The 26863-nt window shown below is 43.8% G+C and carries 24 protein-coding genes; 4 read left to right on the forward strand and 20 right to left on the reverse strand.

All coding sequences use genetic code 11. The annotated features are described in order from the left end of the window. Positions 1-26: 26 nt before the first annotated feature. From AVL57_RS09160 to prmB, 4 genes are all read right to left on the reverse strand, one after another. Positions 27-491: a hypothetical protein gene (locus tag AVL57_RS09160; protein ID WP_057793126.1), complete on the reverse strand. Its 465-nt coding sequence runs from the start codon at positions 489-491 to the stop codon at positions 27-29. Between the two features lie 210 nt (positions 492-701). Beyond that, positions 702-1877 (reverse strand): MFS transporter, encoded by a 1176-nt coding sequence (locus AVL57_RS09165; protein ID WP_057793129.1) that lies wholly within the window; start codon positions 1875-1877, stop codon positions 702-704. A 128-nt stretch (positions 1878-2005) separates the two neighbouring features. Continuing rightward, complete coding sequence (gene aroC, locus AVL57_RS09170) at positions 2006-3115, reverse strand: chorismate synthase (RefSeq protein WP_057793131.1); 1110 nt, start codon at positions 3113-3115, stop codon at positions 2006-2008. Positions 3116-3124: 9 nt separating this feature from the next. Beyond that, positions 3125-4060, reverse strand: coding sequence for a 50S ribosomal protein L3 N(5)-glutamine methyltransferase (gene prmB, locus AVL57_RS09175; RefSeq protein WP_057793133.1), 936 nt, complete (start codon positions 4058-4060; stop codon positions 3125-3127). A gap of 88 nt (positions 4061-4148) precedes the next feature. On the opposite strand from prmB, the gene smrB reads away from it, so the two are divergent. Beyond that, positions 4149-4742 carry an endonuclease SmrB gene (gene smrB / locus AVL57_RS09180; protein WP_061093583.1) on the forward strand — a complete coding sequence of 198 codons (594 nt, stop codon included), beginning with the start codon at positions 4149-4151 and terminating at the stop codon, positions 4740-4742. A 65-nt stretch (positions 4743-4807) separates the two neighbouring features. Here the strand turns inward: smrB and AVL57_RS21005 are convergent, their stop codons facing one another. From AVL57_RS21005 to AVL57_RS09230, 11 genes are all read right to left on the reverse strand, one after another. Further along, on the reverse strand, positions 4808-4933 hold the full coding sequence (locus AVL57_RS21005) for a DUF3149 domain-containing protein (protein WP_082604951.1): 126 nt from the start codon (positions 4931-4933) through the stop codon (positions 4808-4810). A 273-nt stretch (positions 4934-5206) separates the two neighbouring features. After that, positions 5207-6589 carry a sensor histidine kinase gene (locus tag AVL57_RS09185; RefSeq protein WP_057793135.1) on the reverse strand — a complete coding sequence of 461 codons (1383 nt, stop codon included), beginning with the start codon at positions 6587-6589 and terminating at the stop codon, positions 5207-5209. After that, a complete protein-coding gene (locus AVL57_RS09190; protein ID WP_057793136.1) occupies positions 6586-7929 on the reverse strand; it encodes a sigma-54-dependent transcriptional regulator in 1344 nt (447 codons plus the stop codon). Before AVL57_RS09190 ends, AVL57_RS09185 begins: the two co-directional genes overlap by 4 nt. A 22-nt stretch (positions 7930-7951) precedes the next feature. After that, positions 7952-9160, reverse strand: a complete 1209-nt coding sequence (locus tag AVL57_RS09195) for an ABC transporter permease (RefSeq protein WP_057793138.1) — start codon at positions 9158-9160, stop codon at positions 7952-7954. A 10-nt stretch (positions 9161-9170) separates the two neighbouring features. Then, positions 9171-10484 carry an ABC transporter permease gene (locus AVL57_RS09200; protein WP_057793140.1) on the reverse strand — a complete coding sequence of 438 codons (1314 nt, stop codon included), beginning with the start codon at positions 10482-10484 and terminating at the stop codon, positions 9171-9173. Position 10485: 1 nt separating this feature from the next. Next, a complete protein-coding gene (locus AVL57_RS09205) occupies positions 10486-11220 on the reverse strand; it encodes an ABC transporter ATP-binding protein (RefSeq protein ID WP_057793142.1) in 735 nt (244 codons plus the stop codon). A gap of 18 nt (positions 11221-11238) precedes the next feature. Continuing rightward, positions 11239-12495: an efflux RND transporter periplasmic adaptor subunit gene (locus tag AVL57_RS09210; protein WP_057793144.1), complete on the reverse strand. Its 1257-nt coding sequence runs from the start codon at positions 12493-12495 to the stop codon at positions 11239-11241. A gap of 369 nt (positions 12496-12864) precedes the next feature. Further along, entirely contained in the window at positions 12865-13812 is a 948-nt protein-coding gene (locus AVL57_RS09215; protein ID WP_057793146.1) for a transposase, read from the reverse strand. A 294-nt stretch (positions 13813-14106) separates the two neighbouring features. Continuing rightward, positions 14107-14745 carry a transglycosylase SLT domain-containing protein gene (locus AVL57_RS09220; protein ID WP_013784996.1) on the reverse strand — a complete coding sequence of 213 codons (639 nt, stop codon included), beginning with the start codon at positions 14743-14745 and terminating at the stop codon, positions 14107-14109. Between the two features lie 66 nt (positions 14746-14811). Continuing rightward, positions 14812-16410, reverse strand: a complete 1599-nt coding sequence (gene gshA, locus AVL57_RS09225; RefSeq protein WP_057793148.1) for a glutamate--cysteine ligase — start codon at positions 16408-16410, stop codon at positions 14812-14814. 91 nt (positions 16411-16501) lie between these two features. Beyond that, a complete protein-coding gene (locus AVL57_RS09230; RefSeq protein ID WP_145974496.1) occupies positions 16502-19339 on the reverse strand; it encodes a M16 family metallopeptidase in 2838 nt (945 codons plus the stop codon). A gap of 230 nt (positions 19340-19569) precedes the next feature. On the opposite strand from AVL57_RS09230, the gene AVL57_RS09235 reads away from it, so the two are divergent. The 3 genes from AVL57_RS09235 to AVL57_RS09245 are packed head-to-tail and all read left to right on the forward strand — an operon-like array spanning position 19570 to position 22033. Then, complete coding sequence (locus AVL57_RS09235) at positions 19570-20127, forward strand: Hpt domain-containing protein (RefSeq protein WP_057793151.1); 558 nt, start codon at positions 19570-19572, stop codon at positions 20125-20127. Then, positions 20128-20937, forward strand: coding sequence for a pseudouridine synthase (locus AVL57_RS09240; RefSeq protein WP_057793153.1), 810 nt, complete (start codon positions 20128-20130; stop codon positions 20935-20937). A 7-nt stretch (positions 20938-20944) separates the two neighbouring features. Next, positions 20945-22033, forward strand: a complete 1089-nt coding sequence (locus tag AVL57_RS09245; protein WP_057793156.1) for a ketopantoate reductase family protein — start codon at positions 20945-20947, stop codon at positions 22031-22033. 66 nt (positions 22034-22099) lie between these two features. On the opposite strand, the gene lysS is transcribed toward AVL57_RS09245, so the two are convergent. The 5 genes from lysS to AVL57_RS09270 all read right to left on the reverse strand — a co-directional run bounded on the left by lysS (position 22100) and on the right by AVL57_RS09270 (position 26863). Next, a complete protein-coding gene (gene lysS, locus AVL57_RS09250) occupies positions 22100-23656 on the reverse strand; it encodes a lysine--tRNA ligase (protein WP_057793158.1) in 1557 nt (518 codons plus the stop codon). 25 nt (positions 23657-23681) lie between these two features. Beyond that, a protein-coding gene (gene prfB, locus AVL57_RS09255) for a peptide chain release factor 2 (RefSeq protein ID WP_126871927.1) occupies positions 23682-24780 on the reverse strand; the annotation gives its coding sequence in 2 pieces (ribosomal slippage) (positions 23682-24704 and positions 24706-24780; 1098 coding nt in all). A gap of 177 nt (positions 24781-24957) precedes the next feature. Then, on the reverse strand, positions 24958-25395 hold the full coding sequence (locus AVL57_RS09260) for a DUF2177 family protein (RefSeq protein ID WP_057796290.1): 438 nt from the start codon (positions 25393-25395) through the stop codon (positions 24958-24960). 93 nt (positions 25396-25488) lie between these two features. Further along, positions 25489-26115, reverse strand: coding sequence for a DUF6515 family protein (locus tag AVL57_RS09265; RefSeq protein ID WP_057793160.1), 627 nt, complete (start codon positions 26113-26115; stop codon positions 25489-25491). 127 nt (positions 26116-26242) lie between these two features. Then, the gene (locus tag AVL57_RS09270; RefSeq protein WP_171008965.1) at positions 26243-26863 is read right to left on the reverse strand and encodes an HD domain-containing protein; all 621 of its coding nucleotides are present in this window, start codon (positions 26861-26863) and stop codon (positions 26243-26245) included.

Raw genomic sequence — 26863 nt, forward strand, 5'->3', positions numbered from 1 at the left:
AGCGCTAAAGCAATCGTATGAGTATGTTAGCCATTCAGTGTCTTAATCGTTTGATTGGGTTTAGGCTCCTCTAAAAAGCCGTTTTGAGAAGCGTAGAGAAATGCGTCATCGATGCTTTCCACGTGAAAGCTTACGTAATTCTTGGCTCGTTCGGGCAACATTGTAGCCAGCTGGTAGCGCTTGACTGGATTAGTTTGATATACATAAAACGTTGCTTTAACGCCCTTTTCGTAACACCATATTCCGTATTGGGTGAACTTATCCATTGCATCAAAGGTGGTTAAATCCCACTTATCTAACAGCACGATATGTAGCCAATGCATGTTAAATCTTGAGGCAACCTCTTGTTTAACATCGGTAATGTAACTATTCGATATTTCAGTAGACCACTGGCCATCTAATTCACTAATAAGTGTAGAGCCAACAATCTCGATGCTGTAAGCCGCGTGGGGAAATTTTTTACTACACACCACTTCAGAGCGTGGATTCATGCAAACACCCCTCAATTAATATAATGAGAATGCTAACGTCAACGCGTGTAAATCAATTTAGGTAAAGATACTGCTAGCTATTACAGCATGACGCTTTTTAATTTTCATACTAGTATCACTTCACGTTTGATTCAGTATAGCTGGTTATCTTAACTAAGGTAGGTTTGGACAAAAGCTTTAATGAAACAAGCTTTACAAGGAAGAAACCATCTACATAAGTTGCTTGCGCTTACAGAAAAACAAGGAAATCGCCCCTATCGCAGAGAACACCGCGGCGGTGGCAAAAGTTTCGTAAGCATTGGCGCCTTGGTTCCATTGCTGCCCTGCCATGTAATTACCAAATGCGCCACCAAATCCAAAGGCTACACTAATATAGATAGCTTGACCTCGGCTGTGGAATGCCGGTGGTAAAAACTGGTGGATAAAGTGTACCGATACCGCATGGGTCAATCCGAAGCTTAATGCATGAATCACTTGGCTGAGTAATATCACCGCCATATTATCGGCCGCTGCCGCTAACGCATACCAACGCAGTGCTGTTAATAGCAAACTGGCAAACAGCAAATTCCATACGCCAAAACGTGCAGTTAAACGGCTGGCAATAAGAAAAATAACCACTTCTACCAATACACCAAGAGCGATGAATAAACCCGTTTGCTGACCGCTGTAGCCCAAGTCGCGCATGTACAACGCAAAAAAGCCGTAATAGGCACCGAAACTAATTTGTAAGCATATTGAAGCAAAAATAAAAACCACAAAAGGGCGCTGTTTGGCATACTGCCAAATGCTTCCAGTAGCTGTGTGTTTCTCGGCACTCGCTTTCGGAGCTTGAATATATAACGTGGTCACGAACAAGAGTAATAGTACGCCTACACTCACGATTACAGGCGTTTCAGTAGAAAAACTGTCTAAGGCTTTACCTACGCCGACGGTTAAGCAAATAAAGCCGATACTTCCCCACAACCTAATAAGTCCATAGCTGGCTTTAGTTCCCACTACAGACTTCATAGTAATAACCTCTAACTGAGGTAAAACCGCAGTCCAGAACATCATCATTAAGCCGAAGGAAAGGGTAAGCCCCCAAAAACCTTCAAATAAGAATACCGAACAAAAGGTGGCTACCGTAAGAAAGCTACCTAGCCGCAACACACTTACCGCATTGCCGGTTCTATCGGCAATGCCAGCCCACAATCCAGGCCCTAAAATACGGGCAAGGGTTATCACTGCGAAAAGCTCCCCTATTTCAGCAGAGCTAAAGCCACGACCATCAAGAAATATGCCCAAGTAAGGAACTAACACGCCTAATTGACCAAAGTACAGCCAATAGGTTAAGGCGAGAACAATGAGTGATTTATGGTTAGCAAAAGGCAAATTAGCGAATGGCACTGCACAACTCCGTATGCGATAGCACCACAAGTAATATTACCTGTGGTGTATGAAGGGAATAAATTGGGTTGTTACTATTTTTACTGACGCGCTGTTTACTTAGCGCTTAGTTTGCGTTTTATTAGCGCTTATTCAGCTTTGCCTGCCTGACCCGCGATAGGGGCCGTCGTCGATACCACAGAAGCGTTTTGTGCACGGTGACGTAAGTAATGATCCATCAATACTATTGCCATCATTGCTTCAGCAATTGGCACTGCGCGAATACCCACGCAAGGGTCGTGACGACCTTTGGTGATAATTTCAATTTCTTCGCCTTGCTTATTGATGGTTTTGCCTGGCACCGAAATACTTGAGGTTGGCTTAAGTGCCATATGCACTTCAAGATCTTGCCCTGTTGAAATACCGCCTAAAACGCCACCAGCATGGTTTGATAGGAAACCTTCGGGTGAGAGCGTGTCACGGTGCTCACTGCCTTTTTGGTTGATAACCTCAAAGCCATCGCCAATTTCGACGCCTTTAACTGCATTTATACCCATCATCGCGTGAGCAATGTCGGCATCTAATCTATCGAATACTGGCTCGCCCAAACCCACTGGAACGTTTTTAACGACTACTGAAACCTTAGCACCAATGCTATCGCCAGATTTCTTTAGCTCGCGCATGTATTCATCTAGTGCTTCAAGTTTGCTTTCATCAGGGCAAAAGAAAGGGTTGGTGTTCGTTACTGTATGATCAACGTTCTCAACGCTAATTGGCCCTAATTGAGAAAGGTACCCATGTACTTCAACGCCATGTACTTCTTTTAAATATTTTTTAGCAATACCACCCGCCGCAACACGTACCGCGGTTTCACGGGCAGAAGAACGACCACCACCGCGATAATCACGAGAACCATACTTTTGATCGTAGGTGTAATCAGCATGGCCTGGGCGAAAACGGTCAGCGATATTTGAGTAGTCTTGGCTGCGTTGATCTTTATTTTTAATCAACAAACCAATACTGGTACCCGTGGTTTTTCCTTCAAACACGCCAGACAAAATCTGCACTTCATCATCTTCACGACGGGCGGTGGTATAACGGGATGTACCAGGTTTACGTCTGTCTAAATCGCCCTGTAAATCAGCTTCACTTAACGTGAGGCCTGGAGGGCAACCATCAACAACACCACCAATGGCGATACCGTGGCTTTCTCCAAATGTAGTAACGGTGAAGAGTTTTCCAAAGCTGTTGCCTGACATAATCTAGAATTAATCCTTGCTGTTAAAATAGTTTTTTAATGTTGTGTTGTTCACGGCAAATATCCCCTGCCCGCCATTATCAAAGCTAAGCCAAATGACTTCAAGGCCTGGGAAGCGAGTGTCCATGTGCACTTCGCTGTTACCTACTTCAATGAACAACCAGCCGTTGTCGGTTAAGTATTGTGGTGCTTTACGCAGCATAATATCCACAAGTTCTAACCCGTCATCGCCGGCCGCTAATGCAAGCTCTGGCTCATGATGATATTCATCAGGTAAGTCGGCCATGTCTTCAGCATCAACATAAGGTGGGTTTGATACAATTAAATCGTACTTCTGCCCGGTTAAATTAGTAAATAAATCAGAATGAATGGGGTAAACACGGTGACTGAGTTGATGCTCTTGAATATTAATATCAGCCACTTCAAGAGCATCTTCGCTTATATCTACCGCATCAATCTGTGAGTCGGGGTACGCATGCGCAAGCGCAATCGCAATACAACCACCACCGGTACACATATCTAAAATATGTGACGGTGCTTCTTTAACGAAGGGCTCAAAGTTATTTTGAATCAGTTCCGCAAACGGAGAGCGAGGAATAAGCACGCGCTCATCAACGTAAAATGGCATGCCGCAAAACCAAGCTTCGTTGGTAATGTAAGGCAGTGGCATACGAGTTTGCACACGTTTTAAAACAAGCTCAGCAATTTTTTCCCGCTCACTTTTTGTAAGTCGTGATGACAACATACTGTCGCCAACATGCTCAGACAACGAATGCGGCAAGTGCAGCGCTTGCATAGTAAGGCTCAATGCTTCATCCCAAGCGTTATCGGTACCATGACCAAAATAGAGGGCGGCGTCGTTAAATCGACTGGTAGCCCACCGAATCATATCAAGTATGCTGTGTAAATCTTCGATGGCTTCTTCTAAGTAAAACTTGTCGGTCATAAGAGCTTGGGTACATCAGGAATATGAAAGCTGGTATCATACCCAAAGATAACGCCTGCGCCCACGTTAATTTGCATATCGGTTCATAATGAAAGCATTTAAAAAAGAACTAAAAGCCATGAAAAAAGGCACTGAGAAGCCCAAAGTGATTGAAGACACCTTCTCATTTGCTGATGCTATGCAAGGTGTAAAGCCCATTGAGCAGGACAAGATTGTACCGAATAAGAAGGTTGCTCTTGAAAAGAAAAAACAAATGGCAGGGGTTAAACACCTTAAAGGCAGTAAGCAGGTAGCGGCGAGTTTCAGCTTTTCAGATATGTACCAAGCCGTACTTCCACAAGATGGACCCATGCGGTATTGCCGAGAAGGCGTGCCGACGCATGTACTAAAGCAGCTTAGACGAGGAGACTATTCCCCTGAGTTTTTGCTCGATTTACATGGTATGACCCGAGAAATGGCAAAAACCGAAATAGCCTCATTAATTTATGCCGCCCGCAAAGCGTCGGTAGACTGTGTTTCTATTATGCACGGGTTTGGGCAAGGCGTATTAAAAAACGCGCTTCCCCACTACTTAATACAGCATCCCCACGTGAATGCATTCCACCAAGCGCCCCTTGAATACGGCGGACAAGCAGCATTGCTTGTTTTGCTAGATGTGCCCACGCCAGAATATAAGCGATAGCAAACTTAGTCCTGTTTACTGAGGGTTCTTGACCTAAGGGACAATGCTCCAGGCTAAAGCCCTGCCTACTTATCAAGCTCTGCGCTGTTGTGCATAAACATGTATGTGTAAAACACGCCCATTCCAATAATTATACTGATACCTAAAAGCGAGCCCCATACAACGGGATCTGAAATCATACTTAGTAACATAGTGTTTCTCCTCACAGGGTTAATAAGTTAATGATAGCGATTTCTTGGGGAGGGTTTGTGATCTAGATCAAGTCTGAAATGCGGTAAATAAAAGGGTTCTAGAGAAGTTGATCGAGATCAATATAGAAATAAATCAAAAATAATTCAAAATGACATTGCAAATCATTCTCATTTGCAATACATTGTACATGCCTGTTCGACGTAGGTTAAAAACGGTCTTGGCTTAGCGTCGTAAGGGGAACAGACGCCCGTCTGTTCCCCTCTTTTTTTCTATTACTTTGTTGTTTTATCAATAATAAAACGTACGCATAATCCCTTGTCTTTTCGGTTTTGAATCACTAAATGGCCATTATGCGCATCGGTAATTTCTCGGCATAGCGCCAGCCCCAATCCACTTCCATTCGCCTTAGTGGAATAAAAAGGAACCAGCGCATTTGTCATTACGCTATCCGTCATGCCTTTTCCGCTATCGAGGACTTCTATAATCACTTGAGAGGCCGTTTGCTTGATAACGAGCTCCACATCCTGTGGGTTTCCTCCCGACTCATGGGCATTTTTCAGTAAGTTAATTAATAGCTGTTCTACTTGGACTGCATCGGCTTTCACCTCGACAGCTTCTGGCATGGTTAACGTGAAATCACATTGATTGCTGAGTTGCGCCGTTATTTTATCCCAATCAATTGTTGCCAAAACCGGCGGAGGCAATTTGGCAAACCTTCCATACCCTTGGACAAACTGATTTAAATGGGCAATACGCTCTTCGATGGTATGGAATACACGCACCAGACGAGTATCTCCGTTTTGTTGCCCCACTATTTGACCGCTATGCAATAGGCTAGAAATAGGCCCTAGGGAATTATTCAGCTCGTGACTAATTACCCTTATTACTTTTTTCCAAACCGACACTTCTTGTCGGTTAAGCTCTCGAGTCATTTGCTTAAGAATATACAATCGGTGAGTTTGGTTATTAAGTAAGAAGGTTCCGGTAGCCATATGCCATGTTTGAATACCGCTGGCATCTTGCGGCAAAGTAAATAGGCCTTCTCGATTTTCTAACAAAACATCTTTAAGCGTATCAGGTTTATTTTTAAGTAACGTACCAAGGGTGTAACCCTCTAAGCTTCTGGTACCCATGCTTTTCTCACCCAAGCTGTTCGCACCTACCCTACTGGCATTATTTGCCTGTGAGGCACTATCCTTCACTTTACTTGTTGGGTGGAAAAACTCGCAGGCTTGGCGGTTACTCAGCACTACATGCATCTGATCGTTTACTAGTAATAAAACGTCAGGTGAACTATGCAGCACTTTGTCTAACATTAGCTCTCGTTGATACAACCACTGTTTTTCTCGGCGAAGGGTTTCTGCGGTATCGTTATAAAGCTGGCATAAGGTTTCAAACTCATCATTCGTTTTACAAGCCAGTGTTGATGAAAATTCACCGTCTTTAAAATTGAGCAAGCCTATTTCGAGGGCATCCAATTGATTAGTTATTTGCGCAGTACAGACTTTCACTGCAGTTGCGCACAAGCACAAAGACGTGATGACAAGCAGCGTTTTTTGAACAACCAACAAGTCGCTTACATACAACATAGGCGACATACCGATAGCTGTTGCGCAAAGCGCAGCTACTAGAATCTTATTTTTAATTAACCTCACGATTTATAATCAATTCCGTATTTATCTAATCTGCGGTAAAGGGCCTGCCTTGATAACCCCAAGTACCTTGCGACTTTAGATATTGTGCCGTTAAATTCTGTAAGCGCCGCCTCTATCTCTAACTTGCTGGGTTCTTTTCCCCGGTTGGGCTCGGTATTCGAATCCCCATTTACAAAGGGTAAACCAAAATCTTCAGCATCAAGGGTACCATCTGGGTGCAAAATACTAACTCGTCGACACACATTCTCAAGCTCACGTACATTTCCTGGCCACGCATAGGCTTGCAGTGCTTGCTGCCCAGTAAGGCTAATATCTCGACCAGGCAAAAAATGCTTGGCTAAGGCCAACACATCGTCACCTCGCTCATTGAGCGGCGGCACATTAATTTCAATAACATTTAATCGATAAAACAAGTCCTCGCGAAATGCACCGTTGGCGATATCGCGGGTTAAATCAGAATTGGTAGCCGATATAATTCTTACGTCAGTTTTTTGTGTTTTCACCGAGCCCAGTTTTTCAAATTCACCGGTTTGCAATACCCGCAATAATTTAACTTGGCCCGACAAAGGCAAGTTGCCAATTTCATCTAAAAACAAAGTGCCTTGGTTGGCGGCTTCAAAACGGCCAATTCGCGTTTTATTAGCGCTGGTAAATGCCCCCACTTCTGCGCCAAATAGCTCTGCTTCAATAAGCTCTTGAGGAAGGGCTCCCGCGTTTACCTTTACAAATGCCGACTGATTAAGCGGTGATTGAGACTGAATGAGTTCAGCAATTTTTTCCTTACCACTCCCATTGGGCCCAGTAATTAGAACAGGCACATCTGATTTAGCCACCTGCACCGACATATCTACCACCCGCTGCATGGCTGCACTTTCGTACACTAATCCAATACTTACTGCTGCCTGGCGTGTTTTGTCAAAATTTGCCGCTTGTTGCTTCAATACTTTATTTTGGCTAACGGCCTGCCCTAACGCCACAAGGTTTTTAATGGTAGTAATAAGCTTGCTATCATCCCAAGGCTTTGGGATGTAGTCTGCCGCTCCCGCTTTTACCAACTCTACTGCTTGTTCTAATTCCGTCCACGCTGTGATGAGAATAATGGGTAATAGCGGGTTTAGCTCACGAAGTGCAAAGAAGAGCTCGCGCCCTTCCTCGCCAGAGGTGGTGTCTGCACTGAAATTCATATCTTGCAGCACTAACCCAATCGCTTGGTAATTAACTATTTGTAGCGCCGCTTTTGGCGTGGTGGCTGTCACCACATCGTAACCATGAATTTCTAGCAATAATGACAACGCCTCTAATACGGCGGCGTTGTCATCAACAATTAACACTTTTGTCATGTCTACACTTCTTAAATACGGCTTATATGCTACGAGTAGCAATACTGGGGGAAATATTAGCGGCCCGCATAGCAGGAAAAATAACGGCGACTATGCTCATTACAAAAATAAACACGGCAGTACCGAGGATGAATTCTGGTTCTAATGATGAAATAGAGTAGGATTTCATCATCACATCACCTAAAACCACTGCTGCTATTCCCCCTATCAGTAAGCCCGCTATACATACCATGGTATTTTCGACTAAAAAATACCTTACGATAGCAGACTTTCTTGCCCCTAAGGCCCGTCGGGTTCCAATTTGCTTTGTGCGTTTACTAATATTGAATTGCGTGAGCCCGAATATGCCAAGTGCAGTCACCAGTAAAAGAATAACAACCAATACAATTAACATACGCATCATGAGCACATCAGTGGCGTCATAGTTTTCTTTGGTTTTATCTAACCCATCGACATTAATGATGACCCGTTTATCGTAAACGTCCAACATATTCTGTTCAATATTTGCCATGATATTAGCTCTTTCAGTTTTATCCGTTCGAACTAGAATATGTTGATAATTTTGCACATCCATAAACGGTACAATAGCCGTGTTTTTATCACGCATACCATTGGGCCAAGGGCTTTTCATTGTTCCTACAATACCGATAATTTCAAGGGGTCTATTTTTAAGATAAACCGTTTCACCTAGTGCACCGCCATCAGAAAATAGTGCATCAGCGAGGGCTTGAGAGACTATACTCGTATTGGGGCCATTACCGCTGAAATCATTGCCAACGATAACTTCTTCAGGCCTAAAGTTACGCCCTTCAAGTAGTTTTATACCAAAAGTATTTAAGCCGTGCTCATCCATATAATAGTAAGGCACGCTAATGGATTTAGATTTCTCTGGAGATGGCTTCAAACGCACTGATGATGAAGAACCACCACCTGACAAGGGTATGGCTTGAATTAAACTGGCGTCAATTACGCCAGGAAGGCTTCTAATCATTGTTTCATCGAGTTCGGCTTGTTGACTGAGAGAGCGGTCTTTTCCAAATGTCATAACCGACAAGCTAAAGATTTCCTTTTCTGGGAACCCTGTATCTTCGCGAAGATATGAAACATGATCGTTAATCATAAATGCCGCGTTGCTAACAATCGCCATAGTAAGCGCAATTTGAAGTAATAAAAGCACAGCACCAATTTTAGAGCGGCGTATTGCGTTGAAGATAGGTTTAATGTCTAACATAGCTTGCTCCCTATTGGCTTTTTAAGTAGATAGCGGGTTGTGTTCTGCACACTAACCATGCTGGATACAGTCCAGCCAAGAAACTGGCCACAAGGGCAATAATTGGCGCAGCGAGCAACATTGAGACATCCATAGTTGCTAAGGCATCATAATAGCTGTTGGTCACGCGAATTCCCCATAAACCAATTTGCGCAATCACAATACCTAACAAGCCGCCAGCTAATCCAATCACTGATACTTCAACAATATGCTGGGCAAATATATGACGCTTGCTGGCACCTAGTGCTCTTCGGACACCCACCTCTGGCGCTCGCTTTAAAAACTTCGCCAGCAGTAACCCTAAAATGTTGGACACACACACTAATAGGAACATAAAACTCAACCCCACCAGAATACGGTTATCTTCAGATACGACTGAGTTGTACTCCAGCCATTCCGTCACGTTTCTAAGCTTGTATTCCAACGCTTCTCGGTTAAATCGCCCTTTTTCTCTTTGATCTTCCATATAGGTCATTAGGAAATTGGCGAACTGTTGCTTCTCTTCTTCCGTGTTCAGTTGAACCCAAAATTGAAGCCATACGTGCTCTGAATGCATTAAGTCTTGATAGTTTTTCATCCCCTCATGCTTCCAGCCGTTTAAGTTTCCCCATGTGGTAATTTCTTCTAGCGCGCCAATGCCAAAAGGAATATAGAGCTGTTCAGAGGAATTAAACGCACCGTTGTTCACGTCGTAGTACTTTACATGGTGATCCCAATTCGCTGTGACACCCACAATTCGGTAACTATTATTGTCAAGATAAATATGTTGACCAACCGAATCTTCACCCGCAAATAAACGGTTGTTTATTTTTTCCGAGATCACTACTACATACTCGTGGGTGTCTTGTGAGTTTAAGGACCATGGGGCGCCATAAATAAAAGGTCGGTCGAAGATAGTGAAGAACTCGCTATTCACCAATCGCGCGGGCTCCATAGTAGGTTTCACGTCAGGCGAATTAAGATGCACAGAGAAGCCACTTCTAAAGCTCGGCGACTTAGGTACTGGAACATCTGCGTTGTAGAGGTTCACGGCATCCTGATAGGTCAGTTGATAAGGTAGATTGTCAGATGAATGCCACTCATTGCCATCGTCCATGATATTCAGCTGCGGATAAAAAATAGCGCCACTTTTGTGGGGAATGGGATCCATCGACATCATGTGGTAAACCGACAGACTTGTCATAGTCAGTCCAATACCAATAGCAATGGCGAGCACCATCAAAAAACTAATGACAGGCGTGCGTTTAATACTTCGCCAACTCAAATCGATATAATGGAAGAACATATTATACTCCTGACGCAACAACGGTTTCATCGTTGCGGGTGGCTGCTACTGTCGGTTTACCTTGATACAACGTAAAGTCGGCTAACTGCCCGTCTACCACTTGAATATTTCTAGGCGCTCGGCGGGCCAATTCTGCATCATGAGTTACCATCACAATTGTTGCGCCATTTTTGTTTATTTCTTCCAGTAGCTCCATGACTTGGCGTGCCATAAGGCTGTCCAGATTTCCCGTAGGTTCATCGGCAAGTAAGAAACGAGGCTTGCCCGCAAGAGCGCGTGCTATTGCCACACGCTGCTGCTGCCCGCCAGATAACTGTTGGGGTAAATGTTTCGCTCTGCTGGCTAGTCCAACTTGCTCTAAACATTGTTCAATTCTAATTTTACGTTCTTTAGCGGCAATGCCTCGATAACGCAGGGGCACTTCAACATTTTCATATAAATTCAAATCAGGTATTAAATTGAACCCCTGAAATATATACCCAATCTTCTGATTTCTTAGGTCAGCAGTTTCATTGTCAGAAAGCCCGCCGATATCGACACCGTCTAAGGTATATTGCCCTGTGGTAAACGGTTCGAGCAAACCAGCTATGTTTAAAAACGTTGTTTTCCCAGAGCCAGAAGGCCCAGTAACGGCGATAAACTCCCCCTCATTAACGGTTAAGGAAAAGTCTCTTAGTGCATGGGTTTGTACGCTGTTCGTTTGGTATATTTTGCTTACGTTATTCATGGTCAACATTGCTATTTATCCTTTTTATTAGCGCAGAAGTACTGTAGCCGCTTGATTAAACTGTTCGTAATTTGAAACTATTATTTCATCGCCTTCTTGCAAGCCGCTGAGGATTTCGACTTCTCGAATGCTGGTTGCACCAATCTGAATGTCGATTCGCTCTGCAAGGTCGCCGGTGACTAGATAAGCTGTGGTGCCGCCGGCTTGAAGGAAGCTCCCACGATCTACCTTAAGTACATCCCTTTTGTTCTCTAACAATATTCGTGCTGACACCTGTTGGTTCTGACGAATTGACTGCACACTATTTTCAGGAAAGCGCACTCTTGCAGTAACCTGTCTATCGACTACCTCTGGGGATATTGAAACCAGTTTGCCAATCACTTTCTGGACACCCACTTTTAACTCAACACTCATCCCTAATCCCAGCTCATTTGCGTAACTCTCAGCAACGTTGAGCTCGGCTTCATAAGCAGTTAAATCTACCAATTTCATTAATGGCTCATTTTTCGCAACAAGTGCATTCGGCTGAATTAACACGTTCCCCACGACACCTGACACGCTCGCTCTAATAGTTAAATCAGCAAGTTGGCGGGTAAGGTCATCAACAACCAGAGCTTGCCTGGCAACCTTCTCCTTCGTAGTCTTTAGCTCAAAAGCTAACGTATCTGTTGCTAATTCAATTTCGCTAATGGCGTGCTTATAAGTCACTTCTGCCTTAGCTAGATTGTCTAGTGCCTCTTCTAAATCTATCTGGCTAATGAGGTGGTCTTTGATAGACAGTTTTGCTCTTTTTTCTTCTCGCTGAGCAGCGACCAATTCAACGTTGGCAATATCAGCTTGTTTATTTAATAAAAGTGCCTGTCTACGTACATCGAGCTCTTGCCTAGCAAGATCACTTTGCAAGCTTGCTAGCGCAGATTGCTCTTGCTTCATAGTATTCTGTAATTCAGGAGAATCGACTATTGCTACAATATCCCCATTTTCTACCGAATCACCTGGCTTAACCTTTAGTAGGACATAGCCTTGCTCAGGGCTGTAGAGCTGCGGGGCATTTGATGCGATTATTCTGCCAGTGGTGACAATATCCCTGATTAAATTACCTTTCGTTACTGCACTGAATTTCAGCGAATCACGACTGCTAGATAATCCAGCGTTAGTGCTAGAAGAAAGGAATAAATATCCAAAGACACACGCGATTAAGATGATGACGGAGACACCCACCCATTTTTTTCGCGATGATTTCGTTTCAACAAGGGTATCTTGGCTACTTGTATCTTGAATCATAAGGCATCCTCATGATTCACTAACTCAAAATTAGCGAGCAAGACTACAATAATAAAGATAAAAATAGGCAGACTGATAAAGTGAAAAAGCAACATGTTCATCTAGTTTTTTTGTTGAAGGTTTTAACTAGTAATACGAATAGCGTGCCAAAAATTAAACAACTGATTAATATAGTTATTTTAAACTTACAAGTAGCAAGCATGTCCGATCGGACACTTTTTATTGTCCGTTTAATCTGAACGGACGCGTTCGTTAACTTAAGGGTTAACTATAAGATAATGAATGAGTGTTACTGAAAAAGCGATAACAACTCGCCTCAATAGTTTCTGATGCAAAATACGATACTTTGGTAGGAAAATAGTCTTCAATTTAGCAGGCTAGTTGATGGCTCACTCCAGTTCTTCGTTTTACCAATCCCAAGCTTATCTTGCTGGAGAAGTTACTCTCAATAGAGCCTACAACGGCAGACCAATCTGTTTGTGATAAACCGGTGCGCGATAAAATAGGCTCACAATTTCGCGGTATTGCTCCCTTTATGTTACTTCTTAGCTGTCTACCGGTTTGATCCACAAGCTGCAAATAATCATCGACTCGAAATGGTAAGCCTTTTAACTTGTTCTGTTGTGAATCACCAATAAATGGAAGTAGCTCTGTGGGTTGTTTGTTCGTTTTCGCCTTTGCTATGCGACGTTTCACACTGGTATACATTGCCTTTTCAGGTGTCTTCGCATTACCAGCTCTAATAGGGTTTAAGTCAACATAGGCCATACAAGCCAGTAACGCTGACTCATCTAACAGAGCTTGAGACTTAAATCTCCCTTCCCAAAAGCGCCCTGTGCATTCGTCCTCCTTGTTTGCTTTCCTTGCAATAAACTCATTAAGAAGCCGCATGAACCAACTTATATCGTACAATCGCTTTCTATAAACTTCCACGCAAGCAAGTACCGATTTTATTTGTGCTTCAGAAAGATTAGGCCTCTGATCTCTATTCATAAATTGACGAGTGAGCAAGGTTCCATTATGAAGCGTATGCCAGCGAGTTAGCACTTCCTCCGGACTCATTGCGAGCGCTAGGGTTTTATCTACTCGGAGGACAGTATGCGTATGATTACTCATGACTGCGTAAGCACAAACATCAATGGCAAATACACTCGCAAGTTTAAGCAAGCGGTTCTCTACCCACTGCCTTCTATGCTCGAAGCTTTTTCCACTGAACCTGTCTTTACCGCATAGAAATGCTCTACGGACACAACGAGAAACACAATGATAGTAAGGAGTCTCATCTAAACATATTAGTGACTTACGAGGACGCGGCATGCTGAAGTTTTGGTGTGGGTATTTGATGTTTATAGTGGATTAATCTGTCATAGGAGAAAACTGAACCTTGGGTTAGTTTTCCCTCTGTTTTGAATCAATTGACTGAGGTTTTCATTTTATCAAACAAACCTTGGACATCCATGTTATGTCCAAGGTTCTAATAACTGTGAGTGTCTTAGTTCTCTCTTTTCACCTGACCTAAATAAACCTGAGCCTATGGGTGTCTAAACTTTTAAAATTTGTGGGTGTCCATGTTTTGAAGGTGAGTGTCCAACAATCTACGCTTCCACAAACCTAGCTAAAAAGCTTCATGAACCAGCCTTTGCTTAGTTCTTCTTCACAGGTTTTAAGTTGGGTGGCGTAGCGTAACGATCTTGCTTTCACCTTAGATGCTACTTTCTTCAGCCAAGGTTTACGGTCGTAACTTCTACGTTTATAGCCACCCCAGCCTTCGTGGTAATTCAAGTATTGAGCGTATGCATCCCACTTTGAAATGCCATTTACCTTCTGCGATTTATAAATAAACCAACCCATAAAATCGATGGCATCTTCGAAATCGTCGCGATCAGCGCCGCTGTTATCAGTTTCGCGCATGTAGTCGGCCCATGTGGGTGTCTTAGCTTGGGAATAACCATAAGCGGAGCTAACTCTGCCCCAGGGGACTAAGCCGAAAAATACATAATCACGGGGTGGCAATGCATCGTGCCTAAAGGAGCTTTCTTGATACATCATCGCCATCGGCACATGAATGGGTACGCCCCATTTATCACGTGCATCGGCTGCAGCATCGTACCAATCATCTTTTTCAAAGAAGATTTCGCACAAATTACTGCTGTCTTTCGGCGGTGTTGTAGCGCACCCAGCGATAAATAGCGGAAAAAGCACGACCAAACTTGATAAAAAAATGCACAACGGTTTGAACTTTTGATGCATAGCTTGTCTTAACTTATGTTCTAGTAAAATGTGTGTTTCCCTGGAACCTTCTACGCCTGATTTATATCAGGCGTTTTTTTTTGCTAGCGGTTCGTTAAAATAATCACGAATGAAGCTGTCGAAGTCTTTAGTATCAGCGGCTTCCACATCAGCTTGCGCTGCTAACGATGTCTCAGCGGCATCTACAAACATAGCTTCCGTAGTTTGCTGATAATCGAACCCTTTCATCTGCTCTTGATAACGTGCAGCTAACTCTAGGCCGTAAACACCATTATCTTTGTCATGTTTAAGCAGTTCATCTAAAAGAACACCTGAAGGGGTTAACGCAGGGTTTGCAACTTTCTTCGCCTCTGCAGCAACTGCGTCACTATATCGAGTGGTATCATTTGCCAAATCGAGTATTTTCGCCACTTCCTCAAACTCTTCAAACAGTGATGAAGCCCACGCTGTTAGTGAAGTTTCCTCATTGTTGTGATTAAGTACCAAATTAGGTTTTCTACCTTCTAACACCACTCGGTTCATATTGTCTTTAGCTTCATTTAGCTGAGCTTCGTCTAATTCAGCACTGGGCTTCAACAAGCACGTCAACAAAAACACATCAAGAAAATCGAATTGGGTTTGGCTAATACCAATAGGCGAAAATGGATTTACATCTAACGCACGCACTTCAATGTAGCTTATCCCGCGCTTAACCAGCGCATCGGTCGGCTTTTCCATAGACTGCGTAGGCTGCTTTGGACGAATTGGCGAATACAGCTCGTTCTCTATCTGTAAAATATTTCTGCTGAGCTGCTGATAATTACCACCTTCACCAGCAGAAAAGCTACTAAAGCGATTTGATGGCGTATCCATAGCACCGCGAAGCAAACGAACATAGTTATCTAACTGGTTGTAACAAATTTTAAGTGAAGACTGCTCTGCACTGGTATATCCCAAGTCACTCATTCTCAATGATGTGGCATACGGCATGTAATACGTACCCTTGCCCACTTTTTCGAATGGTAGTGCATGTTCTTTTCCTTTCAAAAACGAACCACACAACGCAGGTGAAGCACCGTATAGATAAGGAATTATCCAGCAGTAGCGACGATAGTTTCTAATCAATGAGAAGTAATCGGCTGAAGTCTGATCTTGGCTATGCTCAGTACCGTTAAGCGCAGCCCAAAGTTTCCAGAAATCATTAGAGAAAGAAAAGTTAAAATGTACGCCAGCAATCGCCTGCATCATGCTGCCATAGCGGTTTTTTAACCCAATGCGATATACTCGCTTCATTTTGCCAATGTTAGATTCGCCAAAATAAGCAATAGGAATATGCGCTTCATCTTCGATAAAGCACGGCATGCTGAGTGGCCAAATTTGCTCATCGCCAATATTATCAATGGTGTACTTATGAACATCTTGTAACTGCGTAATAGTTTTAGCGGCGCTACTTTCAGGTGGCGTAATAAACTCTAACAACGACTCTGAAAAGTCTGTGGTTATTGTGTCGTGCGTTAGCGCAGAGCCCAACGCCTTTGGATGAGGCTCTTGCGACAGAGCACCGTTCGGCTTAATGCGTAACGCTTCACGCTCAACACCACGTTTAATTTGCGTAAGTGCCGTTAAAAATTCAGGTGATTTAAGCGCAGCCAAACGCTCGTTGAAACACGTTGAGTTTACAGTCAATGTTCATATCCATGGATGAGTTGTTCCCCTCAAAATGGGGAACAACGTATTAAATTCAAGTCAATATTACCAATGACTTGCTATCAGATACTTAGTTTATCTTTTCTCGACTATTGGTATCTACCGATAATTCGATGATCGGCATATTTAACGACTCCAATTGCTCAAGAATCGCATCTTTATCGCCAACAACGATAACTTGCAACGCATCTGTCGACAAATATTGCTTAGCAAGCGCGTTAATTTCGTCTTTACTGATGCTATTAATTATTTCAATTTGCTCGTTTCGGTACCCTTTTTCAAGGCCATAACTTTGCAACTGACGAAGAAAGCGCGCTTTACTATTGGGGGTTTCAAACTCTAAGGCATCGCTCAACGTAAACGCATTACGCATAAATTGAATTTCCTCGTCGGTCGCCCCGTTTTCGATGTACTGATTTATTTCTTTAAAAACTTCAGTAATGCCTTGGGCAGTGTTCGCTGCCGTTAAATCAGTTCCAACTTCAAACCAACCTAGGGTTTTGCCTCCCATAAACGCACTATTCGCGCCATAGGTAATGCCTTTGTCTTCACGCAAGTTCAGATTTATCCGGCTATTAAAGCCGCCACCTAGTGGGAAGTTCACTAAACGAGATTTAAAGTAATCGCCGGTTGCATCAAAAGGTAAGCTACGTTTAACAATATAAACCACCGACTGCACTGCACTGGGGCTATCTACCAAAAACACTTGGTTCTTATCGTAGGTAGGGAAAGCATCATAATCTTCAAAGGTATAAGCCTCAACTTCCCATTTCGACATGAAATCTAATGCATCTACTACCGCATCAGAACTCATATTACCCACGACTACCGCACTCGCTTTACTGGGTGAATAATACTGATTATAAAACTGTTTCACATCGTCAAGTGTGATGGACTGGACCGTTTCAATGGTGCCTTCATCAGGAAGACTTACGCGATTGTCGGCACCAAATAATACTAAATCTCGCGCACGTCGAGCCAAACTAGACGGCGTTTTCGCTTGCTGCTGCAAGCCTTGCAACACCCGCTCTTTCATTCGAATGAAATCACTTTCTTCAAAAGCAGGGTTGAAGAATTTCTCTTTTAGTAGTGCCAAAGTTGGCATTACGTTTTTAGTTAACGTAGACACATATACCTGTGAGTATCGGCCTGCTGCACTAAAGCGAATTGAGCTGCCTAATTTAGCTAGCTCGTTCGCTAATTCTTCATTTGTATAGTTTTGCGTAGATTCATTCATCATTAATGCGGTGAGATACGCTGTACCCGCTTTACCCTCAGCATCTAGCAACATACCACCATCCATACTAATGGTTAACGCTACCGTTGGTGTTTCACTCATGGTCACACCAAGTACATTCACACCATTTGCTAGTTCACGCTCCCAGTAATCCGGCACCGTCACTACAGGTGCTTCCCCGGCTTTCGGTTGTTCGGTTCTGTCAAAACTAGATGGTGAAGACGTATATTCGTGATTATCGGGCTGCGTTTCAGGTAGTGTTCGAACGGGGCGCTCAAACGTGGGCTGGGCAGCCTGCAGCTGAGGCTGGCCTTTTGGCACAATACTCAACACCACACTATTGGCGTCTTTGATATATTTTTTATAGACACGCATTACATCTTCAGCGGTCACTGAATTATAACGGGCGATATCTTCAGACACTAAATCTGGAGTTTGATAAAAAGTCTCATTGGCCGCAAGCGCAGTCACTTTGCCGGCTACGCTTTGTAAGCCAAATACGGTAGATGCTTCAATACTGCCTTTGGTTCGCGCTAAATCGTCTGGTTTAACACCGCGGGTTTCAAATTCAGCCAGGGTGGCTTCTATTACCTTTTGAAGCTCATCCAGTGACTGCACTTTTGCTGGATTAGCCAAGGCAATTAATTGAAATTCACAGGCAAGCTCCCGGCATGGGTGTGACACTACAGCTTGGACAGCCATGCCTTCTTTCACTAAATTTTTATAAAACAAAGACGTTTTACCGCCACCTAGAATGTCAGACAGCACATCTAATGGTGCTTCATCAGGGTGGCGTGCATATACAGTAGGGAAAGTGATTTGAAGTAAGGGTAAGTGGACCTTATCTTCTAAGGTCATATAGCGTGTTTCAGATAGGGTCACGGGCTGAGGCTCAGGATCTTTAACCTCAGGCCCTTTTGGAATGTCTCCAAAATATTGCGCTATTAGTGCTTTGGTTTTCGCACTGTCTATATCACCACCTATGGTTAACACTGCATTGTTTGGCCCATACCAGCGTTTGAAAAAGGCTTTAAGGTCGTTTACGTTAACTCGATCTAAGTCTTCAACATATCCAATCGTCATCCATGAATAGGGATGCCCCTCAGGATACATAGCCTCGCCATTTAGCTCATGTCTTAGTCCGTAAGGCTGGTTATCTACTCGCTGAGCGCGTTCGTTTTTAACGGTTTCACGCTGGTTTTCAAATTTGGTTTGGTTGACTGCTTCAAGCAAATACCCCATTCGGTCTGCTTCAAGCCACAACACTTTTTCAAGCTGGTTGGCAGGCACAGTTTCGTAATAATTGGTTCTGTCGGTATTTGTCGAGCCGTTTAAACTACCACCGGCTTCGGTGATCACCTTAAAATGCTGTTCATCTGCTACATGTTTCGAGCCTTGAAACATCATATGCTCAAAAAAGTGCGCGAAACCAGACTTACCGACTTCTTCACGGGCCGAGCCAACGTGGTATGTCACATCTACATGAACGAGTGGATCGGAATGGTCTTCGTGAAGAATAACCGTTAATCCGTTACTGAGCGTGTACTTTTCGTATGGGATAGTAACTGCGGAGCTATCGGCGGGGGTGTCTACGTTTGCTCTTTGACATCCATTAAGTACGCTAATAGCAAAAACTGCAACAATAAGGCGAAACGCCAAACTTCCTGACATGCTGGATCCTTCTAGGTGGCCTCGCTTTTGCAATACATTTAACTCGCATCACACTAGCGTTTATAATAATACAACCGTTGAGACAATGGCCTGGGGCATACGTTTCATCGAAGACTACCAGACTTTTTAACGCTTTACTTGCTCTGACTTGCTATCATTGTATTAATTTATAAAATTCTGAAATACACTGACAGTGAACACAGTACAGAAACATAGTTAAAGGAACTTATATGGATCAGCCCGCAACAGTCTTAGATTTTGAATTTGGCATGTCTCAACTAAGTGGTAATAAAACACTGTTGTTAACCTTATTGAATAAGTTTTCGGATGAATATCGCTCAGCAAACGATGATTTACAGCGATTAGTGAAAGAAGGTAATTTCGACGACGCATATTCTTTAATTCACACGCTAAAAGGTGTGGCAGGTAACCTTGGGTTATTTGCTTTACATCACGCCAGTAAGCCCGTTGAAGCAAGTGTAAGAAACGACAAATGCCTTCCCGATGACTACGCCAGCTTTTCTGCTCTAGTTGATGAAACCATAGCAGCTGTTGATGCATTATCGGCTGCTCCTGAGCCCGCTGCGCCTGAAGTAACTAGCGCAGTAGCGGCACAAGCGCGCGATCAATTTATTACAGCATTAAAAGCCAGTGAATTCATTTCCCAGTCAACACTTGATGAGTGGCTAAGTGTGCTTTCACTGCCTGCTGAAACGAAGCAAGGAATTGAAGACGCGGTAGACGAACTAGACTACGACGAAGCCATTAAATTGCTCGAAAAAGCCTAAGTGAACGAAATACCTATTTTAGTTGACGATAACGATGTGCTTATCGTCAACAAGCCTTCCGGCATAGCCATGCATGACAGTGCTAATACTCAAAATGCTAATAGCACTGGTAAGAATATAAGAACTAGTGAAAGCGCTGATTCTGCCAATACCACTAATATAGACAACAATATAGACACCCATACATTAGGCATCGTCAGTCGGCTTCGCGAGCAAACCGGTTATAACCAGCTTCACCTTTGTCATCGCTTAGATACCGGCACCTCTGGCTGTTTATGTTTAGCCAAAAATGCCCATACAGCAGCACTTATTGGTGATGCCTTTGCCACCCGTCAGGTTAGTAAATACTACCTAGCCATTAGTGCCGACAAGCCGAAAAAGAAACAAGGTACTATTGTGGGTGATATGAAAAATCGCCGTGGCGGCCAGTTCATGTTACTCAAAAGCAAAGAGAACCCTGCAGTCACCCAGTTTTTTAGTCAATCAGCCAAACCTGGCTACCGCGGATTTATCGTCAAACCGCTTACGGGCAAAACCCATCAAATTCGGGTGGCCCTTAAAAGTGTGGGCGCAGCTATACATGGTGATACGCTCTATAGCGGTAAACCATCCGATAGATTACATCTACATGCAGGTTGGTTAAGCATTCCCCTTCCCTCTCGCACTATTTCAGTGAAAGCGCCAATACTCTCAGGTGATTTATTTGCTGACAGTGAAGTGGCGACCTGGTTAGCTGAATTGCCGGAACCGGATACTTTTAACTGGCCTGACGTTGCGCCTTCCTTACTACGGTTAGTTAGCAAAACCTAAGCAAATTATGAAAAGTAACAAAGCAATTCTAGGCGTGCAGAAAACCGAAAACGTAAAGGCTGAGCAGGTCGCGATAAAAAAAATCCACATTGCAGGCCGCGGCGCTATCGGTTCTTTACTTGCGGGGGCTGCCGAAAAGCAAACCATGCCTTACGCGCTTTATCCAAGAAGCCCTGTATCTCAAGTTGATAAATCTGGTTTTCAGAAACCTAGCCTTGAGCAACATAATGGTGAGCTACCTAAAACTGAGACACCCACACGCTATTCACAACATGAGAATGGGACACCCACTTCTTATTTCCTAGAATGGATTGATGGTACCGCATACCCCGTTACGCAAATAAGCAGAACCAAACCTCATCTTTCTGATAACGATATTCTAGTGCTGCCTTTAAAGGTACATCACCTGAAAGCCGCGCTTACTCAATGGTTGCCATTTTTAGGGAGCAACACACCAGTTGTGCTTTTACATAATGGTATGGGCGGATATGAAATAGCGAAATCGCTATTGCCATCGGGCCAGCCATTGCTGCTTGCTAGCACCAGCCATGGGGCGATGAAGCGCACGGCAACTCAGGTTATTTACACCGGCGTGGGCGCCACTCAAGTGGGTATTGCCCCTCATTTGCTTTCGCACGAACACTCAGCCATACCTGAATGGGCGAAAAGTGTGTGTCACACTTTGCATGCGCTGCTTCCACCAGTGAAATATCAAACTGATATTATGCAGGCATTGTGGGCCAAGCTTGCTATTAATGTGGTGATAAACCCGCTAACTGCGCTGAATAATATAACCAATAGCCATATTGCTGGTGAGCAGTTTACTAATGAACGCAAAACGCTTTGTGAAGAATTTGCTCAAGTGGCTAATGCATGTGGGCAGTGTTTTGATGCGATTGAAGTTGAACAGCAGGTAATTAAAGTCGCAAGTCTTACCGGCAATAACTACTCCAGTATGCATCAAGATGTAAAGAACCAGCGACAAACCGAGATTGAAGCAATTAATGGCTACATTGTTAATATGGCACAAAAAAAGGGTATTGAAGTTCCCCTCAACACCCTTCTTACAAAACAAGTCACTGCGCGTTTAACATAAGCGCTGTAAACTGTTTTTTATATACGCTGCTTTTTTATAACGTATGCATAAGGTCATCTACACAGCTTACTCTTCTTCAGCGCCTTTCGACACTTCAGGCTTCATGTGCGGGAATAAAATCACGTCTTTAATCGTTGGACTGTCAGTAAATAGCATGGCCAATCGGTCAATACCAATACCTTCACCAGCCGTAGGCGGTAAACCATACTCTAATGCACGAATGTAATCTTCGTCGTAGTGCATTGCTTCATCGTCACCAGCATCTTTCTCTTCAACTTGCTTAGAGAAACGCTTAGCTTGATCTTCAGAATCATTCAACTCGCTGAAGCCGTTTGCTAGCTCACGGCCGCCAACGAAGAATTCAAACCTGTCGGTAATGAACGGGTTGTCATCGTTACGACGTGCAAGAGGCGATACCTCCCACGGGTATTCAGTAATAAACGTAGGCTGTTCAAGCTTCTCTTCTGCTGTAGCTTCGAAGATTTCACATAGGTACTTACCAGCGCCCCAGATACCATCAACTTCAGGCTCTTTAATATGCAACTGCTTCGCCATGGCTTTAAGTGCATCAAGGTTAGCTTCTGGGTCGCGAATAGCGGCCTCATTGGCTTCTGGCCAGTATTTTAGAATGGCGTTGCCCATACTTAAGCGCTCAAACGGCTTACCAAAGTCGTACTGAACTTCTGAAACCACGTTACCGTCGGTATCTTTAGTGGTGTTAGTAATAACACTAGAACCTAGAATATCTTCGGCAAGGGTACGCAACATATCTTCTGTTAAGTTCATCAGGTCGTTGAAATCAGCATAGGCCTGATAAAATTCCAACATGGTGAACTCAGGGTTATGACGCGTTGAAAGCCCTTCGTTTCTAAAGTTACGGTTAATTTCGAACACACGCTCGAAACCACCTACCACCAAGCGCTTCAAGTAAAGTTCTGGGGCAATACGCAAGTACATATCAATGTCTAACGCATTATGATGAGTAACAAACGGTTTCGCAGTAGCACCACCTGGAATAACCTGCAGCATAGGCGTTTCTACTTCAAGGAAGTCGCGCTGAGTTAGGTAGTTACGAATACCATTTACAATCTTACTTCTGATCATAAAGGTTTTACGGGTTTGTTCGCTGGTAATAAGGTCAACGTAACGCTGACGATATTTAGTTTCTTGGTCACTTAGGCCATGGAACTTCTCTGGTAGAGGGCGCAGTGCTTTGGTTAGCAATGCATACTCTTCCATGTTCACATATAAATCGCCTTTACCCGACTTATGCAATACACCAGCAACACCAATAATGTCACCAATATCTAGCGCGCCGTATTGGGCTTTAAGGGCTTTTTGAGTGTCTTTGTCTGCGTAAGCTTGAATGCGACCTGTCATGTCTTGAAGCAACATGAAAGGACCACGTTTAGCCATAATACGGCCAGCAATGCTTACTTTGTTACCTTGCTCTTGCAAGGTTTCTTTATCTAGTTCACCGAACTTGCCTTGAAGTTCGTCAGCATAGTTTTCACGACGGAAGCTGTTTGGGAAGCCATTTGCACGGCACTGCTCACGAATTGCGCTTAGTTTTGCTCGGCGCTCAGCAATTAATTTATTTTCGTCGGTTTGTTGGTCAGTCATAACCTATTCACTTTCGTTGTTCGGATTACAGCCCTGATTTAAGGCTGGCTTCGATAAATTTATCCAGACCACCATCTAGCACGGCCTGAGTGTTGCGTGTTTCCACGCCAGTACGCAAATCTTTAATGCGAGAGTCGTCTAGTACGTATGAACGAATTTGACTTCCCCAGCCGATATCTGACTTGCTGTCTTCCATCGCTTGTTTCTCGGCGTTTTGCTTTTGAAGCTCATACTCGTAGAGTTTAGCTTTCAACTGCTTCATCGCCTGATCTTTATTCTTGTGCTGCGAGCGGTCGTTCTGACACTGCACTACAATACCTGTAGGTTCGTGGGTAATACGCACCGCTGAATCTGTTCTGTTTACGTGCTGACCACCCGCGCCAGATGCACGGTAGGTATCAATACGTAAATCTGAAGGGTCGATATCAATATCGATATCGTCATCCACTTCAGGGTAAACAAACGCTGATGAAAACGACGTATGACGGCGGTTGCCTGAGTCAAATGGCGACTTACGCACTAAGCGATGCACGCCCGTTTCAGTACGTAACCAACCAAAAGCGTACTCACCTGCAATACGCAAGGTAGCACTTTTAATACCCGCTACGTCACCATCAGATACTTCAATAAGTTCGGTTTTGAAGCCGTGAGCCTCACCCCAACGAAGGTACATACGAAGGAGCATATTAGCCCAGTCTTGCGCTTCTGTACCGCCAGAGCCAGATTGAATATCAATATAACAATCGTTGGCATCGTTAGGCTGTGAGAACATGCGGCGAAACTCAAGCTTTTCAAGTTGCTCAAGTAGGCCTTCTAATTCTTTATTGGCCTCATCGAAGGTTTCTTCATCTTCTGCTTCAACGGCGAGTTCAAGCAAACCTTCAACGTCTTCGGTGCCCTGCTCAAGGTTGTGAATGGTTTCTACAACCAGCTCTAAGGCCACCTTTTCTTTGCCTAACGCTTGTGCGCGTTCTGGCTCGTTCCATACCTCAGAGCTCTCAAGCTCTCGGTTAACTTCTTCTAAGCGCTCTGACTTTGCATCAAAGTCAAAGGTACCCCCTAAGCGCGTCGGTGCGCTCGCGGATATCTTTTATCGCATTGGTAACGGGGTTTACTTCAAACATAGTCCGCTTATCAACTGTAAAATAAGACCGCGGATAGTACCGAATTTGCACGAAATTTGATAGGGGGTAACGAAATAAAAGGCAGCATTTTAGGGGATTGGTTTTACTGCCTTATTTACCTAAAGAGCCAGCCTAAAAAGCCAGCTTAAAGAGCCGACTAAAAATCGGCCAGAGCGTTTATTTCTCTTCACTATTTCGCACCTGTTGAAAGCCCGTCCAGCCCGCCATTGCGCTTACACTGGTTAAGAAAGTGCCCCAGGCCCAATCAATCGCCGTGATAAACAGTGTAAAACCTTCAACAATACTGTAGTTAGTTAGGTTGTATGCTCCGTAACTGGCGAGCCCAAGCAGTGCTCCATCAATACCTGCGTAGTAAAGTGGTTTATCTCTGTTTGCCACTACGGCTAATACGAAAACGACAAACCCATACATTAAATAGAACACAACCCAAGGCCAGGTAATATAGTTTTCTCGCAATAAGCTCGCCATTTCGGTGGTATACCAGTCACGGGCTATCCAGCCTAGCCATAGGGCATCTAATACACCAAAGCACACTAAAATGGCCAATATCGAAAGAGCAATACTGGAAGAAAACATAATGATTTTTTGGAGCATGAACTCGCGTTCCATTCATAAACATGTGTAGGTTTTCAGTTTGTCATGCCTATGAATAAAATAGCAATATGTAAAACTTGTATCCTGGCAACACTAGTTCAGTCTAACCGCTAAATAACTGACTTTTCCTTCAGTTGATTGAGGCAGAAAATATAAACCGCCGTACAAAAAGTACTGAGTACCATGTATTTTTAATGGCTGCGCACCTTCAGGAAGTGCATCATAATGCTTGCCTGCTTCATACTCACCACTGTCTGCTCGTGACCATTCAACAGGTGCTTTCACAACGATATACTCACCATCCATTCGTTTGTAATACACCCCTTCTACAACATAGTAGGTTTGCCCATCGACAAAAATGGTATCAGGATGATCAGGTAAGGTATGAATGATGATCCCTGCAGGTGGAAGCACTACAGTAAAATCGCCTCCTATTTTGCGATAATACACACCATTTCTATACCGATAGTCTATGCCATGGTGATGAATGAAGGCAGCGTCTTTAGGTAAGTGCTTTACTCTATGTCCTGGCTCATATCGCGGGGACGCTAGCACTGCAACAGCAACCCCAGCCGCAATGCCCGCACCTATACTTAACGCTGCATTCCCACTATGAAAGCCGCCACGTGCACCGCCACCATGTAGCGGCACTGCACATGCGCTTAGCAGGGTGATAGAGCAAACAATAGGTATTAAGCGTAAGTTCGTAAGTAAATTCATAAAGTATTACTCCCAACAAATTAAGAGTACGGCGACAATGCCGTGTACTTAGTTATATGGGGGTATAGACCCATACAAGAATAGGTCTTCTTAAGCCTTTACTTAACCTTTACGAGGCTTACGCCTTTTACTCGCTCGTTCCCGACATCGCGATATCAACTGCACTTTTACCCATAGTTTGCTCACCCACATATTTTGGGTCGAATGCCGTTCTAGAGAATATCTTTCTAACCAATGGCTCGAAGTGTGACAGCGGTTTTGTTGGGTAGTCAGGGTCGAATGACGATTGATCCCACTTTTCACAAAAATCAACACAGGCTTGATACCAAGGGTGATCTTTTAAATACTCGCGCTCATTCGGATCGCCCCCTAAAAAGTGAGCGTAATAGACGTTTTGAAATAACCCATGCTGGTTAATAATCCAAGTCACTTCAGGTCGCACATAGGGGCGTAAAATCGATGCCGCGTATTGCGAGTGATTGTGCGGCGCTAAGTCATCACCAAGATCGTGAATAAGTGCCGCAACTATCATTTCCTCATCGGCGCCATCGGCTTCAGCGCGGGTTGCTGATTGCAGTGAGTGTCCAAGTCGTGAAACCTGATAGCCTGATAAGGTATTCTCTAAATTTTTCAGCGCTTGTAATATTCTATCGGGCAAGCCTTTCGCGTATTCATCTTCGTGTTTGGTAAGAAACAAATACTCTTCTTTTGTTCCGTCTTTCATCTGGCGAAATTGAACAGTTTCCAT

Source organism: Alteromonas stellipolaris, assembly GCF_001562115.1.
GTDB classification, from domain to species: Bacteria; Pseudomonadota; Gammaproteobacteria; order Enterobacterales; family Alteromonadaceae; genus Alteromonas; species Alteromonas stellipolaris.